The organism is Streptomyces sp. NPDC107550 (genome assembly GCF_055639095.1).
This window is the reverse complement of sequence record NZ_JBVKBC010000012.1, coordinates 186,426-203,600: the sequence shown is the minus strand read 5'-3', so window position 1 is coordinate 203,600 and position 17,175 is coordinate 186,426. Positions and strand designations below refer to the sequence as shown.

Below are 17,175 nucleotides of genomic sequence, written 5' to 3'. Positions count from 1 at the left end.
CGCTCGAACGTGCCGTCCCTGGCCCAGCGGCGGAACCGGGTGTGCAGGCTGGACCAGGGCCCGTACCGGTCGGGCACATCGCGCCAGGCCACACCAGTACGGAACTTCCACACGATGCCGTTGAGGACCATCCGGTCATCCCGCCGGGGCCGGCCAAAAGCCCCACGGGGCAGCAACGTCTCCAGCAACTCCCATTCCTCATCAGTCAGTTCATGACGACGCACCATCACTCCATACTGCCCCCCGGCACGACACTTTGACGACACGCCCTAGCACGGAGCCGAGGGACGCGGCCGTGGGGGCCGGGTCCGTGTGGAGAGGAGCCGAGGACCTCATGAGCGACTACGACGACGGAGCGCCGCAGGACCAGGACGCGGTGGACGAGACCGGGGTGGACCCCAAGGACGTCGAGCTGGTCATGGCTCAGGTCGGGGTGAGCAGGCGCAAGGCCGTCGAGGCCCTGCGGAACAGCGGCGGGGACCTCATCAACGCCATCATGGCGGCCTCGGAGTAGAACCCCGTCCGCCGTCAGGAAGCCGGGGCGCCGGTGCCGCCTCAGGGCGCGTCCGCCCTGTCCTGTCTTCCCCCGCTCGACGGGTCAGGGCGGACGCGGCCTCAGGCGGCACCGGCGCGGGTCCCCGCGGAGCCGTCGTGTCCGTACGGGAAAGTAGACCGTGCCCCGGCGCGGCGGCTCCATCGCTTCGATGATCCTCGAAAGGTCGGGAAGGCCGGGGAAGGGAGGCGAGGTCAGCCGGGTGTCGGCGGCGGGGAAGCCGACAGCAGGTCGAGCACGGCGTCGCCGCGTTCCGTGCGCCGGACCCGTACATGCCGCCCGTGCCGCTCGCGCGCGATGAGGCCGGCGTCGGTGAGCTGACGGCAGTGATGCGTGGCGTTCGCCGCGCTGCATCCGAGGAGGCGGGCCACCTCACCCATCGTCAGCGGCTGCGCCACCGTCCGCAGTACCGCCGCGCGCAGCGGCCCGAGCAGCAGCGCCAGCCCGTCGGCGCGGGACGCGGGCACCTGTGCCGGTGTCTCCCACAGGCGGCCGACGGCGGGCAGCGGGTAGCCGATCCACACCAGGTCCGAGCGGTCGAGCGCGAACATGGACGCGCCGGGCCCGGACACGATGGGGACGAGGACCAGGCGCCGTCCGTCCAGCCGGAACGTACCGGCCTGCGGATCGGGCAGGTACAGGCTGCCGTCGCGCAGCCGGAAGCGGGGGCTGAGGTCTTGGAGCACGAGATCGGCGCAGCCCTGGACGACGGCGCCGCCCACGCGTTCGGCTTCCCGCTGGATGTACTGCTCGGCCCGCTTCCACACCGGTTCGAACTCCCCCCAGACGGACCGGGAGAGCCGCACGTAGGCGTGCATCCACGGGCGCGGCCGGTCCACGACGGGCCGCCACCGCTCGGGCACGCGGGAGCCGAACTCCGCCTCCAGTTCCGCGAGAAGCGTGTCCGGCGACAGGTCCGCGATCTGCTCGCACAGCGTGTCCACGTCGCCGCCGGGCATGCACGCGGTGGGGGTGACGCAGTCGGGGATGATGGAGGAGCCGGGCGCGAACATCGGCCCGAGGACCGCCGCGGGTGACGTGGGGATCGCCGAGCGGACCAGGCGCCGCCAGCGCGGCGGCACGCCCTGGCTGCGCTGCCCGAACGCGTCCGCGAGCAGCGACAGCAGCGTGGCGCCCTGGTGCGCGGCGAGGGAGATCGGCATCCGGTCGGGCGGATCGAGGCGCAACTCGGTGTAGCCGTGCATGATCCCGCCCCCGTCGTACGTCCTGTGTCTGGCGCCGTGGTCCGGTTCGTCAGCGTACCGAGCACCCGCCGGCGCGGGCCCGGGGTGAGCCGCCTGGACCGTCCTTGCCCGCCGACGAGCCGACGAGCCGTGGCGAGCCACCGGGGCCGCAGGGTCGCCGGGTCGCCGGGTCGCCGGACTCCGCCGTGGGGGTGCATTCCGGGCGCGCGCCGGTACGTCCGCGCCTGGAGAAGCGTTTTTCCCTTCTTGCGGTCTTCTACGTTCCTTCGCGTGGCGCTCGCCACACGTTCCGCTACCGGGAAGGTAACCGCACGTATGTCTCTTCGCCTGCGTCAGCTCCTCGCCGTCGCCGCCGCGTCCCTCGCCCTGTCCGTCACCATGCCGAGCCCCGCGGGCGCCGCCGTGGGCGAGTTCCGCTACACGTACTACAACGACTCCGGTCAGCGTTCCGAGGGCGTCCTGAACGACCCCGACAGCCGCGTCTGCATCACGCTCCCGGAGGTCGCCGACCCCGGCACCAGCGCGCCGGCGTTCGCCCCGAGGAACTTCACGGGCAGCACCGTCACCATGTTCACCGGCCCCGACTGCGACGGCGACTACTACAGCCTGCGCCCGGGCGGCCGCGCGAGCGACCGTCTCCTGCTCCGCTCGGTCGTCTTCAGCTGACCCGAGACCCGGGACGGGGCGTCACGCGGGGCCGGGCACCCGGATCAGGGTGGGGCGGCCGGTCGACAGGACGGTGCCGCAGGCTCCCGCGGCGCCGTCCACCCAGCTCAGCGCCCAGCGGCCGCTCTCCCGTACCGGCTGCCCCACCGCGTGCCGGGGGCCGGGGAGCGGCGGGCGGCCGGGGGCGGGCCGGGTCCAGACGGCCGCCGTGTCGCCCCATTTGACCTCGCATTCGTGCCGCGTCCAGCGCAGTGTCGCGGCCTCGGCCCCGTGCCCGGCATCGCTCCCGCCCCCGGCCCCGGCCGCGCTCCCATGCCCGGCCCCGGGTGCGGTCGCGCGTCCCCTCCCGTGCCCGGTCCGGCCGGCGTCCTCCCGCGCCGGGCCGAGCACCCGGTCCACCGCCGCGAACTCCGCCGCCGTCGCGAGCGTCCGCTGCACGTCGACGGCGACCCGCCCCGGCCCCGCCACGGCCGCCACCGCGCCACCCGTATGACTCAAACTCACGGCCGGCCAGGGCAGTTCGGGGACGGCCGGCCGCCCGTGGCCCCGGCTGCCGCACCGCGCGCACCGCTGCTCGTACGTGAGTTCATCGGGCGCCACACCCGCGTACTCGGCGGCGCAGACCCGTACCAGAAGGTGCGCGGCGAGATAGGCGTCCCGCTCGCCGGACGGCCCCAGTCGCGCGGCCCCCGCCCGCTCCGCGTCCGTCAGCGCCCGGCGCAGCGGGTGCCACGCCTCCAGCACGGCGGGGACGGCGGCGGTACGCACAGGGACGAGGCCGGACACGCAGGCATCATCCGGCTCCAGGGCTCCCTCCGCCACCCCTCCCCCACCAGCGCTGACCCCGCCGCCCGCGCCCGCCGACCGCTTTCGGACTTATCCGGAACCCGCACACGAGGAGTCCCGGGACATACGCGTGGCGCGCGTGGGGCCCCTGACCATGAGGGACGCGGTCGCGGGCCGCGCCGAGCGGTGCCGAGACGTTTCGGCCGGGGCCGCGCGGTGGCTCAACCCGCGCCGTGTTCCCCTGTGTGCGGCTGCGTTAGCGTCGCCGTCCCGACATCGATGGGGAGGCTTCGTTGCGCGCTCTCGTCTATCTGGGTCCGGGCTCCGCGGCATTGCAGGAACGTCCCGCCGCGCGGCTCTCCAACGGTGATGACGTCGTGGTCGAGGTGGTCGGTACGGGGATCTGCGGGACGGACCGCAAGATCCTGCACGGGAAGTTCCCCGCCCGCGCCGGGGTGGTGCTCGGGCACGAGGCGGTCGGCGTGGTGCGGGAGACCGGGCCCGAGGTGCGCTCGGTCGCGGTCGGCGACCGCGTGGTGGTCAACCCCACGCTGTACTGCGGCTGGTGCCCGCCCTGCACCCGGGGGGCGACCAACTTCTGCCGTCACAAGACCGGCACCGAGGTCGGCGTCGACCGCGACGGCACATACGCGGAGGCCGTCACTCTGCCGGAACGTTTCGTCGTACGGGTGCCCGCCGGGCTCCCCTTCCGCGGCGCGGTCCTGATCGAACCGCTCGCCTGCGTCCTGAACAACGTCGAGGCCGCGGGTGTCACCTTCGACGACACCGTGACCGTGCTCGGCGCCGGACCCATCGGCCTGCTGACCGCGCTGGTCGCGGCCCGGCACGCCCGCCGCGTCACCCTCGCCGAGCCGGACGCCTACCGGCTGGAGCGGGCCCGCGACCATCTCGCGCACGTCGTGGACGTGGCCGGGCAGGACGCGGCCGAGGCGGTGCTCAAGGCGTCCGGCGGCGACCGCCCCTCCATCGTCTTCGACACCACCGGGTCGGCGCTGGAGGCGGCGCTGCGGCTGATCGACGACGGCGGCCGGATCGTCGTGATGGGCTTCGACGACAGCTACACCACGCCCCTGCGCCCCCTGACGCTCACCAACCGGGGCATCCGGCTCATCGGCGCGGGCGACTACCGCGCCGACACCTTCGCCGTGGCCGTCGACCTGGCCGCCGAACTCTGCGCCGCGCCCACGACGGGAACCGACACGGCAGGCACCGGCACCGGCGACGGTTCCGCGTCCTTCCTCGGCCGGCTCGTGAGCCATGAGTTCCCCCTCGACCGGTACGAGGACGCCTTCGCCGCACTCGGCGGGCTCACCGGACGCCCGAGCGAGGCCGGGGGCGCCGCGGGCGCGCGCTACGACGCGCTGAAGGTGGTCATCCGCTCGTACGCGGGTGCGGTCGGCGCCGACGGCTGGCCGGTGGACGCGTGAGCGCGCCGCGCCTCGGGGCGATCGAGTCCGGCGGTACGAAGGTGGTCTGCCTGGTCGGTTCGTCGCCGGACCGCGTCGAGGCGGAGATCCGGTTCCCGACCGGGGAGCCGGGCCCCACGCTCGGCCGGGCCGTCGCCTTCCTCCAGGAGCAGGCCGCGGCGGGCCCGCTGGACGCGGTCGGCATCGCGTCCTTCGGGCCGCTCGAACTGCGCCCGGGGCACGCCCGGTTCGGGCATCTGGCCGCCACGCCGAAGCCGGGCTGGTCGGGCGTGGACGTCGCCGGTCCGGTCGCCGCCGCGCTGGGCGTGCCGGTCGGCATCGACACCGACGTGAACGGCGCGGCGCTGGGCGAGGGCCGCTGGGGTGCGGCGCGCGGCCTGGACACGTACGTCTATCTCACGGTCGGCACCGGCATCGGCGGTGGCGCGGTGATCGGCGGCAAGGTGGTCAGCGGCCTGGTCCACACGGAGATGGGGCACCTGAGCGTGCCCCGGATCGCCGGTGACACCTTCCCCGGCTCCTGCCCGTACCACGGGGACTGCTGGGAGGGCCTGGCCGGCGGCGAGGCGATGGGGGCCCGCTGGCAGACCCCGGCCCATCTCCTGACCGGCGGGGCGCTGCGGGATGCGGTGCGGCTCGAAGCGGCCTATCTGGCCTCGGGGTTGCGCAACATCGTCTATACGACGGCGCCGCAGAGGATCGTGATCGGCGGCGGGGTCACCGGGCTCCCCGGACTCTTCCCGCTGGTCCGCGCCGAACTGGCCACGACCCTGGCCGGTTACCCCGGGCTGGCGGAGCACCGGGCCGAGGAGTTCGTGGTCCCGGCGCGGCTCGGTTCGCTCGCGGGGCCGGCCGGCGCCCTGGTCCTGGCCGCCGACGCGGCGGCCGCGGCCCGGCGCCGCACCCCGTCCGACGCTGGGCCGTCCGGGGGACCGTATGCGTGAAACGGCCCCGCCGCCGGGCAGGGTGGCCGGTGTGACGCGCCCCCGACCGGCGGGCCCCCTCGACCCCGCCACCCACTCCTGGCTGATACGGCACGCGCTGCCGGGGGCCCGGCTGCACGGAGTCGAGCCGCTGCCGGGCGGCTTCACCAACTACATGGTCCTGCTGCGGGCGCGGCCGGCCGGGGCGCCCGGCGCCGAGCGCTACGTGCTGCGCCGCCGCAGGGCCGGCGCCGGCGGCGCGGTGCCGCGCAACACCTGCGCCGTGGAGGCCGCCGTCCTCGGCCGGGCGGCGGCGCACGCGGTGCCGGTGACGCCGGTCGTCGCGGCCGACCCGCACGGCCGGTTCACGGGCCACCCCACCTTGCTGTACCGGTACGTGGAGGGCGTCTGCCTCAGCCATGTCCTCGCGGACGGGCCGGGGCGCGCGGACGCCCGTGACCTGGGGCGCGCGGTGGGCGCGGTGCTGGCCCGGATCGGGCGGGTCCGGCTGCCCCGGCCCGGCGCCTTCGGCGACTCCTCGCTGACACCGGCCCCGGACGGCTTCCACGCCCTCGGCGACCTGCCCGGGTTCGTCGACCGCTGTCTGGCCGCGGCCGCCGAGGACGGGCCGCTGTCCGGCGCGGACGCGGACGTCCTGCGCGCTCTCGCGCTGCGGGGACCGCGGGCGCTCGCGGCCGTCGCCGGTGAACGCAGCCTGGTGCACTGCGACTTCAACCCGAAGAACCTCCTGGTGGTGCGGCGGGCGGGGCGGTGGGAGGTGGCGGCCGTGCTCGACTGGGAGCTGGCCTTCAGCGGCTCCCCGCTGTTCGACGTCGGCAACATGCTGCGCTTCGCCGACGCGTATCCGCCCGCGTTCACGAGCGGCTTCGTCGCCGCCTTCCGGGACGGACACGACGGCCGGCTCCCGCCGGACTGGCGGCGGATCAGCCGGACGCTCGACCTGTTCGCGCTCGCGGACATCCTCACCGCGCCGCCCGACGCGGACTATTTCGACCGCGCGCGGGCTGTGCTGCACCGGACCGCCGCCGATTTTGCCGAGACAAGTCGAAAGAATGGCGAACAGGCGGCTCCATAGCCTCTTCTCGCCTTCCGACATAAGAGTTAACCTGCTGTCAGCAGAGCGAAAGATGATCCTTCAGCAAAGGAGAACTTCGCCGTGGTGAACGGAAGCCAGGAAAGTGTCCTGAAAGCGGTCACCCCGACCGTTCGCTGCAATGGAACCCCGCCGACGCCCGCGTTGCGTGAAGGTCCGTACTACAAGCCCGACACCCCTTTGCGGAGCAGTTTCCGCGACGACGCGCCCGGCGGCACCCCGCTGCTCCTGCACGGCTTCGTGGTCGACGCCGACGGCCGTCCGGTCGGCGGCACCCTGCTCGACTTCTGGCAGGTCGGCGACGAGGGCGTGTACGACGACGACGGTTTCCGGCTGCGCGGCCACCAGTTCGCGGACGCCGAGGGGCGGTGGCGGCTCGAGACCGTCCTGCCCGCCATGTACCCGGGGCGCACCCGGCACGTCCACGTGAAGGTGCAGCCGCCCGGCGGCAGCGTCCTGACGACGATGCTGTATTTCCCGGGCGAGCGGCGTAATCATCTCGACAAGTATTTCCGGCCGGAATGCCTGATGGACGTGAGCGAGACGGCCGAGGGCTGGGACGCGCGCTTCACCTTCGTCCTGGACCTCTGATTTCCCGGCCCTCACGTTTTACCGGCCGCACCCCCCTTTTCTTTCCGGACTCACCCTTTCCCGGGGCGGATTCCGCCCATCGCTCGGAGGAACGTCGTCCGTCATGTCCGCGCAATGGATGCCGACAGGAGACAGATGTCCGCCCTTGATCACACCCCGCGTGATATCCCCGGCGCGTCTCTCGCCCGCGCGCGCGACAGCTCCCGGGGTGATGTCCGCGGCGAAGCACTCAGCTACGTACAGAACCATCTGTACTATCCGGTCACCGCGTACGAGATGGACCACGGCGAGGGCGTTCATCTCTACGACACCGAGGGCAACGAGTATCTCGACGCCGCGTCCGGCACGTTCAATCTGAGCCTCGGCTACGGGCATCCCGAAGTGGTCAAGGCCATGCGGGACCAGGCGGAGCGGCTGGTGCACACCACGTCGACGTTCCAGACGGCGCCCGTCAACGAGCTGGTCCGGCGCCTCGTCGAGGTCACCCCGCCCAATCTCACCAAGGTCCATCTGAAGGTGTCGGGCGGCTCCACGGCCAACGAGGGCGCGGTCAAGATGGCGCAGCTCGCCACCGGCAGGCGCGATGTCGTCACCCTCTTCCGCAGCCACCACGGCCAGACGATGATGACGACGTCCATGGCCGGCGAGTCGTTCCGCAAGGCGCCTTTCCCGCATCTGATGCCGGGTGTGCTCCAGGTCCCCGACCCGTACTGCCTGCGCTGCTTCTACCGGCAGGCCGGGCCCGAGAGCTGCGGCATGCTGTGCGTCGAGAACATCAACGACTTCCTCGACCACGCCAGTTCGGGCAGTGTCGCCTGTGTCGTCGTCGAGCCGGTCTCCGGCAGCGGCGGCAACATCGTGCCGCCCGACGGCTATCTGCCGGCGCTGCGCGCGCTGTGCGACGAGCGGGGCATCGCCCTCGTCTTCGACGAGATACAGACGGGAATCGGGCGCGTCGGGCGGATGTTCGCCGCCGAGCACTTCGGGGTCCAGCCCGACATCCTGACCACCGCGAAGGGCCTCGGCGGCTCGGGCGCGCAGGTCGCGGCGATCGTCGCCGACGAGCGGATGTCCGGGCTCAGCAGCGACCACCACTCGTTCACGTACGGCGGCAACGTGCTGGCCGCCGCCGCGGCCGTCGTCACCCTCGACGTGATCGGCCGCCCCGGCTTCCTGGAGAACGTGCGGGAGGTCGGCGCGCACATCATGGACCGGCTGCGCGCGCTCGCCGCCCGGCACCGGTCCGTCGTGGACGTGCGCGGACTCGGCCTGATGATCGGCATCGAGATCGGTGACGACGAGGGCCGCCCGCACAGCGAGCGGGCGCAGGCCCTCGCCCGGCGCGGACTGGCGCACGGCCTGATCCTGCGCACCTCCCGCTACGGCCGGGGCAACGTCATCAAGATCCGGCCGCCCCTGATCCTGACCCGCGCCGAGGCCGATCTGCTGTGCGACCGGCTCGACGCCCTGTTCGCCGAGGAGGCCGCCGTATGAGCACCGCCCGCGTCAGCACCGCCGCGCACGACGCCGCCCCCGTCGGCGCCGACGTGATGCGGCGCTACGTCGTCGGTCTCGCCGCCGCCGTCCGGGAGGCGGTGACCGCCGCCCAGTACCAGGACGGCAGCCGGCTCGTACGGGGCCATTCGCCGGGCGGCGACGCCCAGTTCGGCCTCGACGAGGTCGCCGAGGCCACGGTGTGGGAGTACGTCGCCGCCCACGATCTGCCGGTGGCCGTGTACTCCGAGGACCGGGGCATGCGAGTGCACGGCAGGGATCCGGCGCATCTGCTGGTCGTCGATCCCATCGACGGCACGCGGCCCGCCGTCGCCGGCCTGGAGTCGGCGACCGTGTCCGTGGCCGTGGCCCGGCTGAGCGAGCGCCCGCGCATCGCCGACGTCGAGCACGCGCTCCTGATGGAACTCGGCACGGGCGCCTACCTGTACGGCGACCACACCTCCCCCGGCATCACCGCGCACGGCTACGCCCACCCCGTCCCCGCGCTGACCGCCACCACCGACCCGGCGCGGATGTTCTGGTCCCTGGAGTTCAACGGCCATCCGGCGCACCTGATGACCGCGGCCTACGGGCACCTCATCGACCTGTCGGCCAACACCGGCGGCGTGTTCGTCTTCAACAGCGCCACCTGGTCCCTCTCGCGCATCCTCACGGGCCAGCTCGACGCGTACGTGGACATCGGCAACCGCCTGCTGCGCGACGACCCCGCGCTGCTCCCCGCGTTCGAACGCGTCGGCAACGGCCGGGTGCTGCACCTGTTCCCGTACGACATCGCGGCGGCCGTCTTCCTCGCGGAGCGGGCCGGCGCGGTCGTCACCGACGCCTACGGGCAGCCGCTCGGCGAGACCGTCCTGACCGATCTGAGCGTCGCCAACCAGCGGTCCTGCGTGGCCGCTTCCACCCCCGAACTCCACCGGGCCCTGCTGTCCGGCGTGCGGTGGAAGGACTGAGGCCCATGCGTCCCCGCAGCAGCCCGCCCGCCACGAGCGCCGCCGGACCCGGCACCGCCGCCGACACCGAAGCCGCCGCCGCCGCCGACACCGAAGCCGCCGACACCGACCGGGAGTTCCGGGCCCTGCTCGAACGGCTGTCGGAGAAGGCCACCGAGGACTACTACAACCCGTTCACGACGTTCGACTGGCCGGAGTCGATCCCGGCCGACGCGCTGTGGATGTCGCCCGAGCTGCTCTCCGTGCACGGCACCGACGTCATGGACGATCTGCCGCCCGAGCGGCTGCGCGCCCTGAGCCGCTGGGAGAGCGTCAACTTCTACAGCCTCAACGTGCACGGCATCCGGGAGCTGCTCATCGAGGTCACGCGGCGCATCCACACGCCGGGCTTCGAGGTGCCCTCGGAGTTCTTCCACCATTTCGTCGGTGAGGAGAACGACCACATGTGGTTCTTCGCCACCTTCTGTCTGCGCTACGCCGACAAGATCTACCCCGACCGGGCCGTGAAGCTGCCGGAGACGCCGCGCGCGGCGGCCGTCGAGAACTTCCTCGTCTTCGCCCGGATCCTGGTGTTCGAGCAGATGGTCGACCACTACAACGTGCGCATGGCCGCCGACCACCGCCTGCACCCCACGATCCGGCACCTGAACCGGCTGCACCACCAGGACGAGTCCCGGCACATCGCCTTCGGCTGCCGGCTCGTACAGCTGCTGTGGGAGCGGCTGCTGCGCGCGGGCCTCGGCGACGCGGCGCGGGACGAGCTGCGCACGTACCTGGAGCGCTACCTCGCGGCCAGCGTCGCCGCGTTCTACAACCCGGCGGTCTACCGCGACGCGGGCCTGGCCGACGGGTTCGCCCTGCGGCGGCGGCTGCTCGCCCATCCGGCGCGGCAGGCCGCCCACGCCAAGGTCCTGCACAAGACGACCGGGTTCTTCCAGCGGATCGGGGTGTTCGATGCCTGACACCGACCCGGCGGCCGTCCTGGCCGCGCGCACCGGCGGCGCAGGCCATGTCACGGGCGGCTGGGCGGTGCGGGACGGGCTGGTCACGTTCGACGAGCCTGCCCTCGCCCTGCTGGACGCGCTGGACGCCGTGTTCGTGCGCTGGGGCGCGCAGGCCGGGGCGCGGCGGCAGAGCTACCCGCCGCTGCTGCGGGCCGACGACCTGGGCAGCCTGGACTACTTCCGCAACTTCCCGCACCTGGGCAGCCCCGTCACCCGGGTGCGGCCCGACCGGCTGGCCGACCTCGCCTCCGCCGCGCCCGGCGGCCCGGGGCGACCCGCACCCGCCGCACTGCCCGCCGCCGAACTCGCCGACGCCACGCATCTGCTGCCGTCGGCGGCCTGCTACGGCTGCTTCCTGCATCTGACCGGCACCGACGTCGAGAGCCCGGTCCTGATCAGCACGCGCGCGCAGTGCTTCCGCAACGAGGAGCACCACGACGGGCTGCGCCGCCTGTGGGCGTTCACCATGCGGGAGATCGTGTGCGTGGGCTCCGCCGACTCCGTGCGGGCGCATCTGGAGCGGCACCGGGAGCGGATCCTCGCGTTGGGCTCGTCGCTCGGGCTCGCCCTGGACCGGCAGCCCGCGACCGACCCGTTCTTCGAGAAGGGCGGCTCCCGCACGCTCATGCAGATGCTCGCCCCGGTCAAGGAGGAGTATCTGCACACCGACGGCACGGCCATCGCCTCCACCAACAACCACCGCAACTTCTTCGGGGAGCGCCGCGCCCTCACCCACGCGGGCCGGGCCGCCTTCACCGGGTGTGTCGCGTTCGGTCTGGAGCGGTGGGTGCACGCGCTGGGCGAGGCGTTCGACGGGGATCTCGCGGCGGCGGGCCGGGCCGTGGAGCGCGCCGGGGAGCGCTCGTGACGCGGCTCGCGGCCCTGCTCGGGCTCGAACTGCCGCTGTTGCAGGCGGGAATGGGCGCGGTCGCCGGGCCCGCGCTGTGCGCGCGGGTGTCCCGGGCCGGGGCGGGCGGCACGCTCGCCCTGTACAAGGAGCCGCCCGAGCGTGCCGCGCGGCTGGTGCGGGAGGTGGTGGCGGGCGCGGGCGGCCGCCCGTTCGGGGTGAACGTCGTCCCTGAGGTGAACGGGCCGGTCCGTGTCGCGGAGCAACTGCGGGCCGTGCTACTGGAGTTGCCGCGCAACGCGTTCGTCACCTCGTTCGGGCTGCCCGCGCCGGACACGGCCGAGGCCGTGCGCGCCGCCGGGCTGCCGCTGGTGGTGCAGGTCGGTTCCCCCGCGGACGCCGAGACGGCGCTCGCGCTGGGCGCCGCCGTCCTGGTCCTCCAGGGTCCGGAGGCGGGCGGCCACCACCTCGGCACGCTTCCCGTGGACGCTCTGCTGGCGGCCGTCCGCGCCCGCCGCCCGGCCGCCGTCCTCGCCGTCGCGGGCGGCGTCGCCACGGGCGGGGATCTGGCCGCCGCCGTGGCGGGCGGCGCGGACGGCGCGCTGGCCGGGAGCATGTTCGTACCGGCGGCGGAGTCGACCGCGCATCCCGCCTTCAAGCGGCGGGTGGTCGAGGCGGGCGCCGAGGACACCGTCGTGACGTCGCTGTTCTCCATCGGGTGGCCGCACCGCCCGCACCGCGTCCTGGGCAACGCGCTGACCCGTGCGCCGGAGCGGGCCCCCGCCACGTTCATCGCCACCACCCGCGTGGACGGCCGGGCGTACCCCGTGCCTCGGTACAGCGCGGCGGCCCCCGGCGCGGACACCACGGGGCGCGTCGAGGAGATGGCGATGTACTGCGGGCTGTCCTGCGCCCGTGTCGGCGCGGCGCTCCCGGCGGCCGTGATCGTGGCGCGTGTCCGCGAGGAGTACGAGAGGGCCCGCGCCGGCCGCACCGTACCGGACCCGGGCGGCTCCCGGGTCCCCCGCCCCTTCCAGGAGAGTTGACATGGATGCCGTCACCCAGCCGCTCGTGGACTGGCTGCGCGAGCGCAACCCGGCCGTCGAGGAGATCCCGGAGGACTTCGACCTGATCGAGAACAGGCTGATCGACTCGCTCGGTTTCATGGAGTTCGTGCTGCTGCTGGAGGATCTGATCGGCCGTGAGTTGCAGCTCGACGAGATCGACGTGGACCAGTTCCGTACGCTGCGCTCGCTGACGGACCACTTCCTGAAGGGGTGAGCCGGGCATGGCCGACAACGAGCCGGGCCTCGCGCCGCCGCCCGGGGCCGGCCGGGTCGTCTCCGTGCATCTCGCCGCCCGGCCGGGCGAGCCGACGTTCCGTGTGATGCGGGCCGAGGCGGTGACCGGCCGGGGCCTCGCGGGCGACCGCAACTACTGGGCGGGCGAGGGGCCGAGGCCCCAGCGGCGGGGCGCGGGCCGGACGTCCGGGGTCTGTGACGTGACGCTCATCGAGGCGGAGGCGCTGGAGGCGCTGGCGCGGGAGTACGGCATCACGCTCACGCCCTCCGAGTGCCGCCGCAACCTCGTCTGCCGCGACATCCGGCTCGCCCCGCTGGTGGGCCGGGAGTTCCGGGTCGGCGCGGTGGTACTGCGCGGGCTGCGGCTGAGCGAACCCTGCGCGCGTCTCGAACAGTTGGTCAGGCCCGGCCTGATCCGCGGCCTGCTGCACCGGGGCGGGCTGCGGGCCGAGGTGGTCCGGGGCGGCACCATCGGCGTCGGCCACGGGATCCGTCCGCTGCCGTCGCCCTCGTAACCGCACAGCACGACCCGTCCGGCGCGCCTGGCGGGGACGTACGTGAAGTGTCCATGTCCGGGGCCGGACGGCTCGCCCGTGGGCGGGCGGGGGTCCGGCCCGGCCCGGAAGGCAGGAAGACAGCATGGCGATCGAAGAGGCCGCCCCGGGGCGGGAGCACGGCACGGCGGCGGGGGCGGAGGTGTCCGTCGAACGGCGCGCGTGGGGGTTCGAGATACGCCTGGATCAGCAGGCCGTCGACCGGCTCGCCTCCCCGGGCGACGCCGGGGGGCGGGCCGCGTGCACCGGCCTGGTACGGGACGTGCTGGCCCGGGGGCTCTCCAACGACCTCGCCGGGGCCGTCGCCGGGCGGCTGGTCGCGGACGCGGGCCGGGTGCGGGCGGCGGCGCGCGGCGCGGGCTGTCTGCTCTCGTCGCCATGGTCGGCTCCCCTGCTGCTCGCGCCGATGCCCCTGGCCGCGCCCGCGCCCGAGACGGGCCTGTGGTTCAGCGTGTTCGACCCGGACACGGGCTGGGGCGTCGAGCGGCAGCTCACGTCCCGGTACGCGTCCGAGACGCCCGCGCTCGCGGTCCACGGCGGCGATCTGGTCTGCGTCCGCCAGGGCGAGGGCGACGATCCCGCCCTGTGGTGGACCGCCCACCACGCCGACGGCCGGTGGAGCGAGGACCGCCCCTTCCCCGCCCATCACACGCTGGGCGGCCCGGCGCTCGCCGTCTTCGAGGACCGCCTGTACTGCGCGCACCGGGGCGGCTCGGGCGCCTGGGGCATGGCGGTGACCTCGTACGACGGCGACACGTGGGGCCCGGACGCGCCGGTCCCGGGCGCCGAGAGCGTCTACGGGCCGGCCCTCGCCGGCCACGAGGGCGCGCTGCATCTGGCGTACGCCGAGGCGGGGCAGCAGATCATGGTCACCACCAGCAGGGACGGCCGCGTCTGGAGCCCGCCCGCGCCCGTCCCCGGCGCCCTGACCACGCGGCAGCCCGCGCTCGCCGTGTACGAGGGCGAGTTGCACCTGCTGTACGGCAACCCGAAGGACGCGGCGATCCGTTGGAGCCGCTCGCGCGGCTCGGTCTGGACGGACGAGGGTCCGCTGCCGGGACAGCGGACCCGGAGCGCCATCGGGCTCGCCGCGTTCGACGGCAAGCTGATGTGCGTGCACCGCGATCCGCGCCGGCAGCGGCTCTGGTGGTCGGCCTTCGACGGCGCGAAGTGGAGCGCGGCCGCCGAACTGCCGTCCCACAACAGCAAGTACGGCGCCGCCCTCGTCGTCCATCGCGGTCAGGGCGGTACCCGCGACCAGTTGATGTGCGTCCACCGGGGGCACGGGCAGCGGTACGTCAGCGCGTCGGGCGAGGTCCGCAGCGAGGAGGATCCGGCGGGGCTGCACGAACTCGACGACCCGGAAGGCGCGCCGGCCTGACCGGGGGCCGCCCCGGCCGCGCCGGGTCACCCCCGCCGGCGCCGGGCCCGCCTCGCCCGCGCCGGGTCACCTCGGCGGGGCGGGACGGCGGCCCGCGAGCCGGCAGCCCAGGCACGCGGGGTGACCCTCACGTGCCGTCAGATCCCGGAGGCGGAGCGGGTGTTGGCCGGCGGGGCGGGGGCCGGGCGGCTTGCCCCAGCCCGCGAGGTGCAGGGCCCAGGTGAGCAGGGCCGCCACGAGGAGGAGCGCGGGCCCGAGCCAGAGCCCCGGCGTCCAGCCGATGATCCCGGCACCGGCCAGGCCCGCTCCCGCCGCGGCGAGCAGGCAGCCGCTCCAGCCCGCGAGGGTGTGCCCTTCGTCCGTCGCCACCATGTCACGTACCCCCTGATCCCGAAACCGTTTTGTTGATCGATGACTCAACAACAAGCGGTGGGGACGGTAGCACCCTTCTTGAGCGAGCGCTCAAGAACAGTCGGTACAGTGAGCGGCATGACGCAGCGAGAGTCCCGGCCGCGCGGACGCCCGCGCACCTTCGACCGTGACGCCGCCCTCGCGGTGGCCGTCCGGCTGTTCTGGGAGCGGGGCTACGAGGCGACGTCGGTGGGCGAACTGACTGCGGCGATGGGGATTCGCCCGGCGAGCCTGTACGCCGCGTTCGGCGACAAGAAGACGCTGTTCAGGGAGGCCGTCGAGGTCTACGGGCGCTCCCCCGTGGGCGCGTTCGTCGGCGTGGCGCTCGCCGAGGAACCGACGGCGCGGGACGCGTTCGCGCGGATCGTACGGGAGGCGGCGCGTGTCTACGCCGATCCCGCGCACCCGGCGGGCTGCCTCGCCGTGAGCGCCGCGACCAATGTGACCGCGCAGGACGAGGAGATCGCGGCGTTCCTGCGGGAGGTGCGCAACGCCGGTGTCGCCTCGTTCGAGGAGCGGCTTCGCGGGGGCGTCGAGGCGGGCGAACTGCCGCCCGGGACCGCCACGGCGGCGCTCGCCTCGTACTTCGCCGCCGTGGTGCAGGGCCTGTCGCAGCGCGCCCGGGACGGCGCCGACGCGGACGAACTGGCGGCCGTGGCCGAGTTCGCGCTGACGGCCTGGCCGGTACGGGAAGGCTGAGGCGGGCGAGAGGGTGGCGGGGCTGGGGCCGGGAGGTGGCCGGGATCGCAGGTGACCGGGGCCCCGGAGGCGACCGGGATCGCAGGCGATGGAGCCGCAGCCGCCGTTGGGGGCGACGGGGGCCCCGCCACCTGCGGCGAGGCCACCCGCTCCTGAGCACCGGCCGCCCCGGGCGGGCCGCAGCGGGGCCTCCGTTCGCGCGCGCCGCGTCAGCCGGCGGGGTGGCCGGGCGTGATGCCCTCGGCGTCGGCGAGGCGGAACGGGGGCGCGTCCGCCGCCTCACCGGTGCCGGACGCCTCCGGCGCCAGGAAGAACCCGATGTGGTCGCCGCCGTCCACGCGCTGGACGACACGACCGACGAACCAGGCGCGGGCCGCGTCGAGGAGCACGGTCCCGCCGGGCCCCCGCGACCAGGGCACGTCCGCGAACTTGTCGACGCGCTCCCCGCACTCGCCGCCGAACAGCCGGGCCAGCGCGCGCTGTTCACGGCCGAGCAGGTGCACGGCGAGCCGGTCGGCGCGTTCCGCGACGCGGCAGGTGTGGTTGGCGGTGGAGAGCCAGACCACGTAGCGGACGGGACTGATCGAGCACTGCGCGCCGAAGCCGACGAGGCAGCCCGCGCGGTCGCCGTCCGCCACTGCGGTGACGACGTACATCTCGGGGTCGAGCCGATCGACGAACGCGTCCGCGTCACTCATCACGTCATCTCCCTCAGGTCCCGCCGCTTCGCCCCGCCCCTCCACCTCATCACAGCGGGGGCAGCGCGCGGGGCTCAGCGGGCGGGGCGTGTCGGGGTCGGGGTCGCGGTGGGGCGGCCGGTGCCGGGGGCGGAGGGCGAGGTGGCGGCGGGCGTGCCGGGCGACGGCACGGCGGTCGTCGGCGGCGGCAGCGACCTGCTGGGCGTGGGCCGGACATCGGAGACGGCCGGGGACGGCGAAGTCGCGGGCGGGGCGGGCTCGTGACGCGTGCGCGGCGTGAGCGCGAGGTAGCAGACGACGATGACGGCGGCCGTGGCGAGTCCGGCGAGTGCGAGCGTGAAGCGCCGCCGGTCCGGGCGCGGCAGCGGCAGGCGCGGCAGGCGGCGCGCGGAGCGGCCCGGCGGCTGGGCGGGGCGCAGCGAGCGAGCGGTGACGCTGTCGGCGCGGGCGGCGAGCGCGGCCCGCAGCAACCGCTCGGCGGGGCGTTCCGAACCCGCGCCGGGCGCGGATTCTCCGTACGGGCCGTACG

At 74.5% G+C, this 17,175-nt stretch carries 21 protein-coding genes; 15 read left to right on the top strand and 6 right to left on the bottom strand.

What is annotated here, in order from left to right; all coding sequences use genetic code 11:
• The coding region (locus tag ACZ7LY_RS18840) for a transposase (RefSeq protein ID WP_471625738.1) at positions 1-227 on the bottom strand (227 nt) is incomplete at its 3' end.
• A 107-nt stretch (positions 228-334) separates the two neighbouring features.
• Here ACZ7LY_RS18840 and ACZ7LY_RS18835 point away from each other — a divergent pair.
• Complete coding sequence (locus ACZ7LY_RS18835; RefSeq protein ID WP_471625737.1) at positions 335-514, top strand: UBA domain-containing protein; 180 nt, start codon at positions 335-337, stop codon at positions 512-514.
• 233 nt (positions 515-747) lie between these two features.
• Here ACZ7LY_RS18835 and ACZ7LY_RS18830 read toward each other — a convergent pair whose 3' ends face one another.
• Positions 748-1,758 (bottom strand): winged helix-turn-helix domain-containing protein, encoded by a 1,011-nt coding sequence (locus tag ACZ7LY_RS18830; RefSeq protein WP_471625736.1) that lies wholly within the window; start codon positions 1,756-1,758, stop codon positions 748-750.
• Between the two features lie 315 nt (positions 1,759-2,073).
• Between ACZ7LY_RS18830 and ACZ7LY_RS18825 the strand changes: the two genes are divergently transcribed.
• Positions 2,074-2,424 (top strand): hypothetical protein, encoded by a 351-nt coding sequence (locus ACZ7LY_RS18825; protein ID WP_471625735.1) that lies wholly within the window; start codon positions 2,074-2,076, stop codon positions 2,422-2,424.
• 21 nt (positions 2,425-2,445) lie between these two features.
• Here the strand turns inward: ACZ7LY_RS18825 and ACZ7LY_RS18820 are convergent, their stop codons facing one another.
• Positions 2,446-3,210, bottom strand: a complete 765-nt coding sequence (locus ACZ7LY_RS18820; RefSeq protein WP_471625734.1) for a 4'-phosphopantetheinyl transferase family protein — start codon at positions 3,208-3,210, stop codon at positions 2,446-2,448.
• 293 nt (positions 3,211-3,503) lie between these two features.
• On the opposite strand from ACZ7LY_RS18820, the gene ACZ7LY_RS18815 reads away from it, so the two are divergent.
• From ACZ7LY_RS18815 to ACZ7LY_RS18760, 12 genes are all read left to right on the top strand, one after another.
• Positions 3,504-4,658 carry a zinc-dependent alcohol dehydrogenase gene (locus ACZ7LY_RS18815; protein WP_471625733.1) on the top strand — a complete coding sequence of 385 codons (1,155 nt, stop codon included), beginning with the start codon at positions 3,504-3,506 and terminating at the stop codon, positions 4,656-4,658.
• Positions 4,655-5,602 (top strand): ROK family protein, encoded by a 948-nt coding sequence (locus ACZ7LY_RS18810; RefSeq protein ID WP_471625732.1) that lies wholly within the window; start codon positions 4,655-4,657, stop codon positions 5,600-5,602. The genes ACZ7LY_RS18815 and ACZ7LY_RS18810 overlap by 4 nt, the downstream gene beginning before the upstream one ends.
• A gap of 31 nt (positions 5,603-5,633) precedes the next feature.
• Positions 5,634-6,677, top strand: coding sequence for a phosphotransferase (locus tag ACZ7LY_RS18805; RefSeq protein WP_471625731.1), 1,044 nt, complete (start codon positions 5,634-5,636; stop codon positions 6,675-6,677).
• A gap of 81 nt (positions 6,678-6,758) precedes the next feature.
• Positions 6,759-7,286, top strand: coding sequence for a dioxygenase family protein (locus ACZ7LY_RS18800; RefSeq protein ID WP_471625730.1), 528 nt, complete (start codon positions 6,759-6,761; stop codon positions 7,284-7,286).
• Between the two features lie 135 nt (positions 7,287-7,421).
• A complete protein-coding gene (locus ACZ7LY_RS18795; protein WP_471625729.1) occupies positions 7,422-8,780 on the top strand; it encodes an aspartate aminotransferase family protein in 1,359 nt (452 codons plus the stop codon).
• Positions 8,777-9,751: an inositol monophosphatase family protein gene (locus ACZ7LY_RS18790; RefSeq protein WP_471625728.1), complete on the top strand. Its 975-nt coding sequence runs from the start codon at positions 8,777-8,779 to the stop codon at positions 9,749-9,751. The genes ACZ7LY_RS18795 and ACZ7LY_RS18790 overlap by 4 nt, the downstream gene beginning before the upstream one ends.
• A gap of 5 nt (positions 9,752-9,756) precedes the next feature.
• On the top strand, positions 9,757-10,713 hold the full coding sequence (locus tag ACZ7LY_RS18785; RefSeq protein WP_471625727.1) for a diiron oxygenase: 957 nt from the start codon (positions 9,757-9,759) through the stop codon (positions 10,711-10,713).
• Positions 10,706-11,623, top strand: coding sequence for a class-II aminoacyl-tRNA synthetase family protein (locus tag ACZ7LY_RS18780; protein ID WP_471625726.1), 918 nt, complete (start codon positions 10,706-10,708; stop codon positions 11,621-11,623). Before ACZ7LY_RS18785 ends, ACZ7LY_RS18780 begins: the two co-directional genes overlap by 8 nt.
• Entirely contained in the window at positions 11,620-12,648 is a 1,029-nt protein-coding gene (locus ACZ7LY_RS18775) for an NAD(P)H-dependent flavin oxidoreductase (protein ID WP_471625725.1), read from the top strand. The genes ACZ7LY_RS18780 and ACZ7LY_RS18775 overlap by 4 nt, the downstream gene beginning before the upstream one ends.
• A gap of 1 nt (position 12,649) precedes the next feature.
• Positions 12,650-12,883, top strand: a complete 234-nt coding sequence (locus ACZ7LY_RS18770; protein WP_471625724.1) for an acyl carrier protein — start codon at positions 12,650-12,652, stop codon at positions 12,881-12,883.
• A gap of 7 nt (positions 12,884-12,890) precedes the next feature.
• Positions 12,891-13,418, top strand: a complete 528-nt coding sequence (locus ACZ7LY_RS18765; RefSeq protein ID WP_471625723.1) for an MOSC domain-containing protein — start codon at positions 12,891-12,893, stop codon at positions 13,416-13,418.
• 124 nt (positions 13,419-13,542) lie between these two features.
• On the top strand, positions 13,543-14,838 hold the full coding sequence (locus ACZ7LY_RS18760; RefSeq protein WP_471625722.1) for a hypothetical protein: 1,296 nt from the start codon (positions 13,543-13,545) through the stop codon (positions 14,836-14,838).
• A gap of 66 nt (positions 14,839-14,904) precedes the next feature.
• Here the strand turns inward: ACZ7LY_RS18760 and ACZ7LY_RS18755 are convergent, their stop codons facing one another.
• Positions 14,905-15,210, bottom strand: a complete 306-nt coding sequence (locus tag ACZ7LY_RS18755; protein ID WP_471625721.1) for an HGxxPAAW family protein — start codon at positions 15,208-15,210, stop codon at positions 14,905-14,907.
• 117 nt (positions 15,211-15,327) lie between these two features.
• On the opposite strand from ACZ7LY_RS18755, the gene ACZ7LY_RS18750 reads away from it, so the two are divergent.
• Positions 15,328-15,948 (top strand): TetR/AcrR family transcriptional regulator, encoded by a 621-nt coding sequence (locus ACZ7LY_RS18750; protein WP_471625720.1) that lies wholly within the window; start codon positions 15,328-15,330, stop codon positions 15,946-15,948.
• Between the two features lie 209 nt (positions 15,949-16,157).
• Here ACZ7LY_RS18750 and ACZ7LY_RS18745 read toward each other — a convergent pair whose 3' ends face one another.
• Positions 16,158-16,646, bottom strand: a complete 489-nt coding sequence (locus ACZ7LY_RS18745; protein WP_471625719.1) for a flavin reductase family protein — start codon at positions 16,644-16,646, stop codon at positions 16,158-16,160.
• Between the two features lie 74 nt (positions 16,647-16,720).
• The coding region (locus tag ACZ7LY_RS18740; protein ID WP_471625718.1) for a hypothetical protein at positions 16,721-17,175 on the bottom strand (455 nt) is incomplete at its 5' end.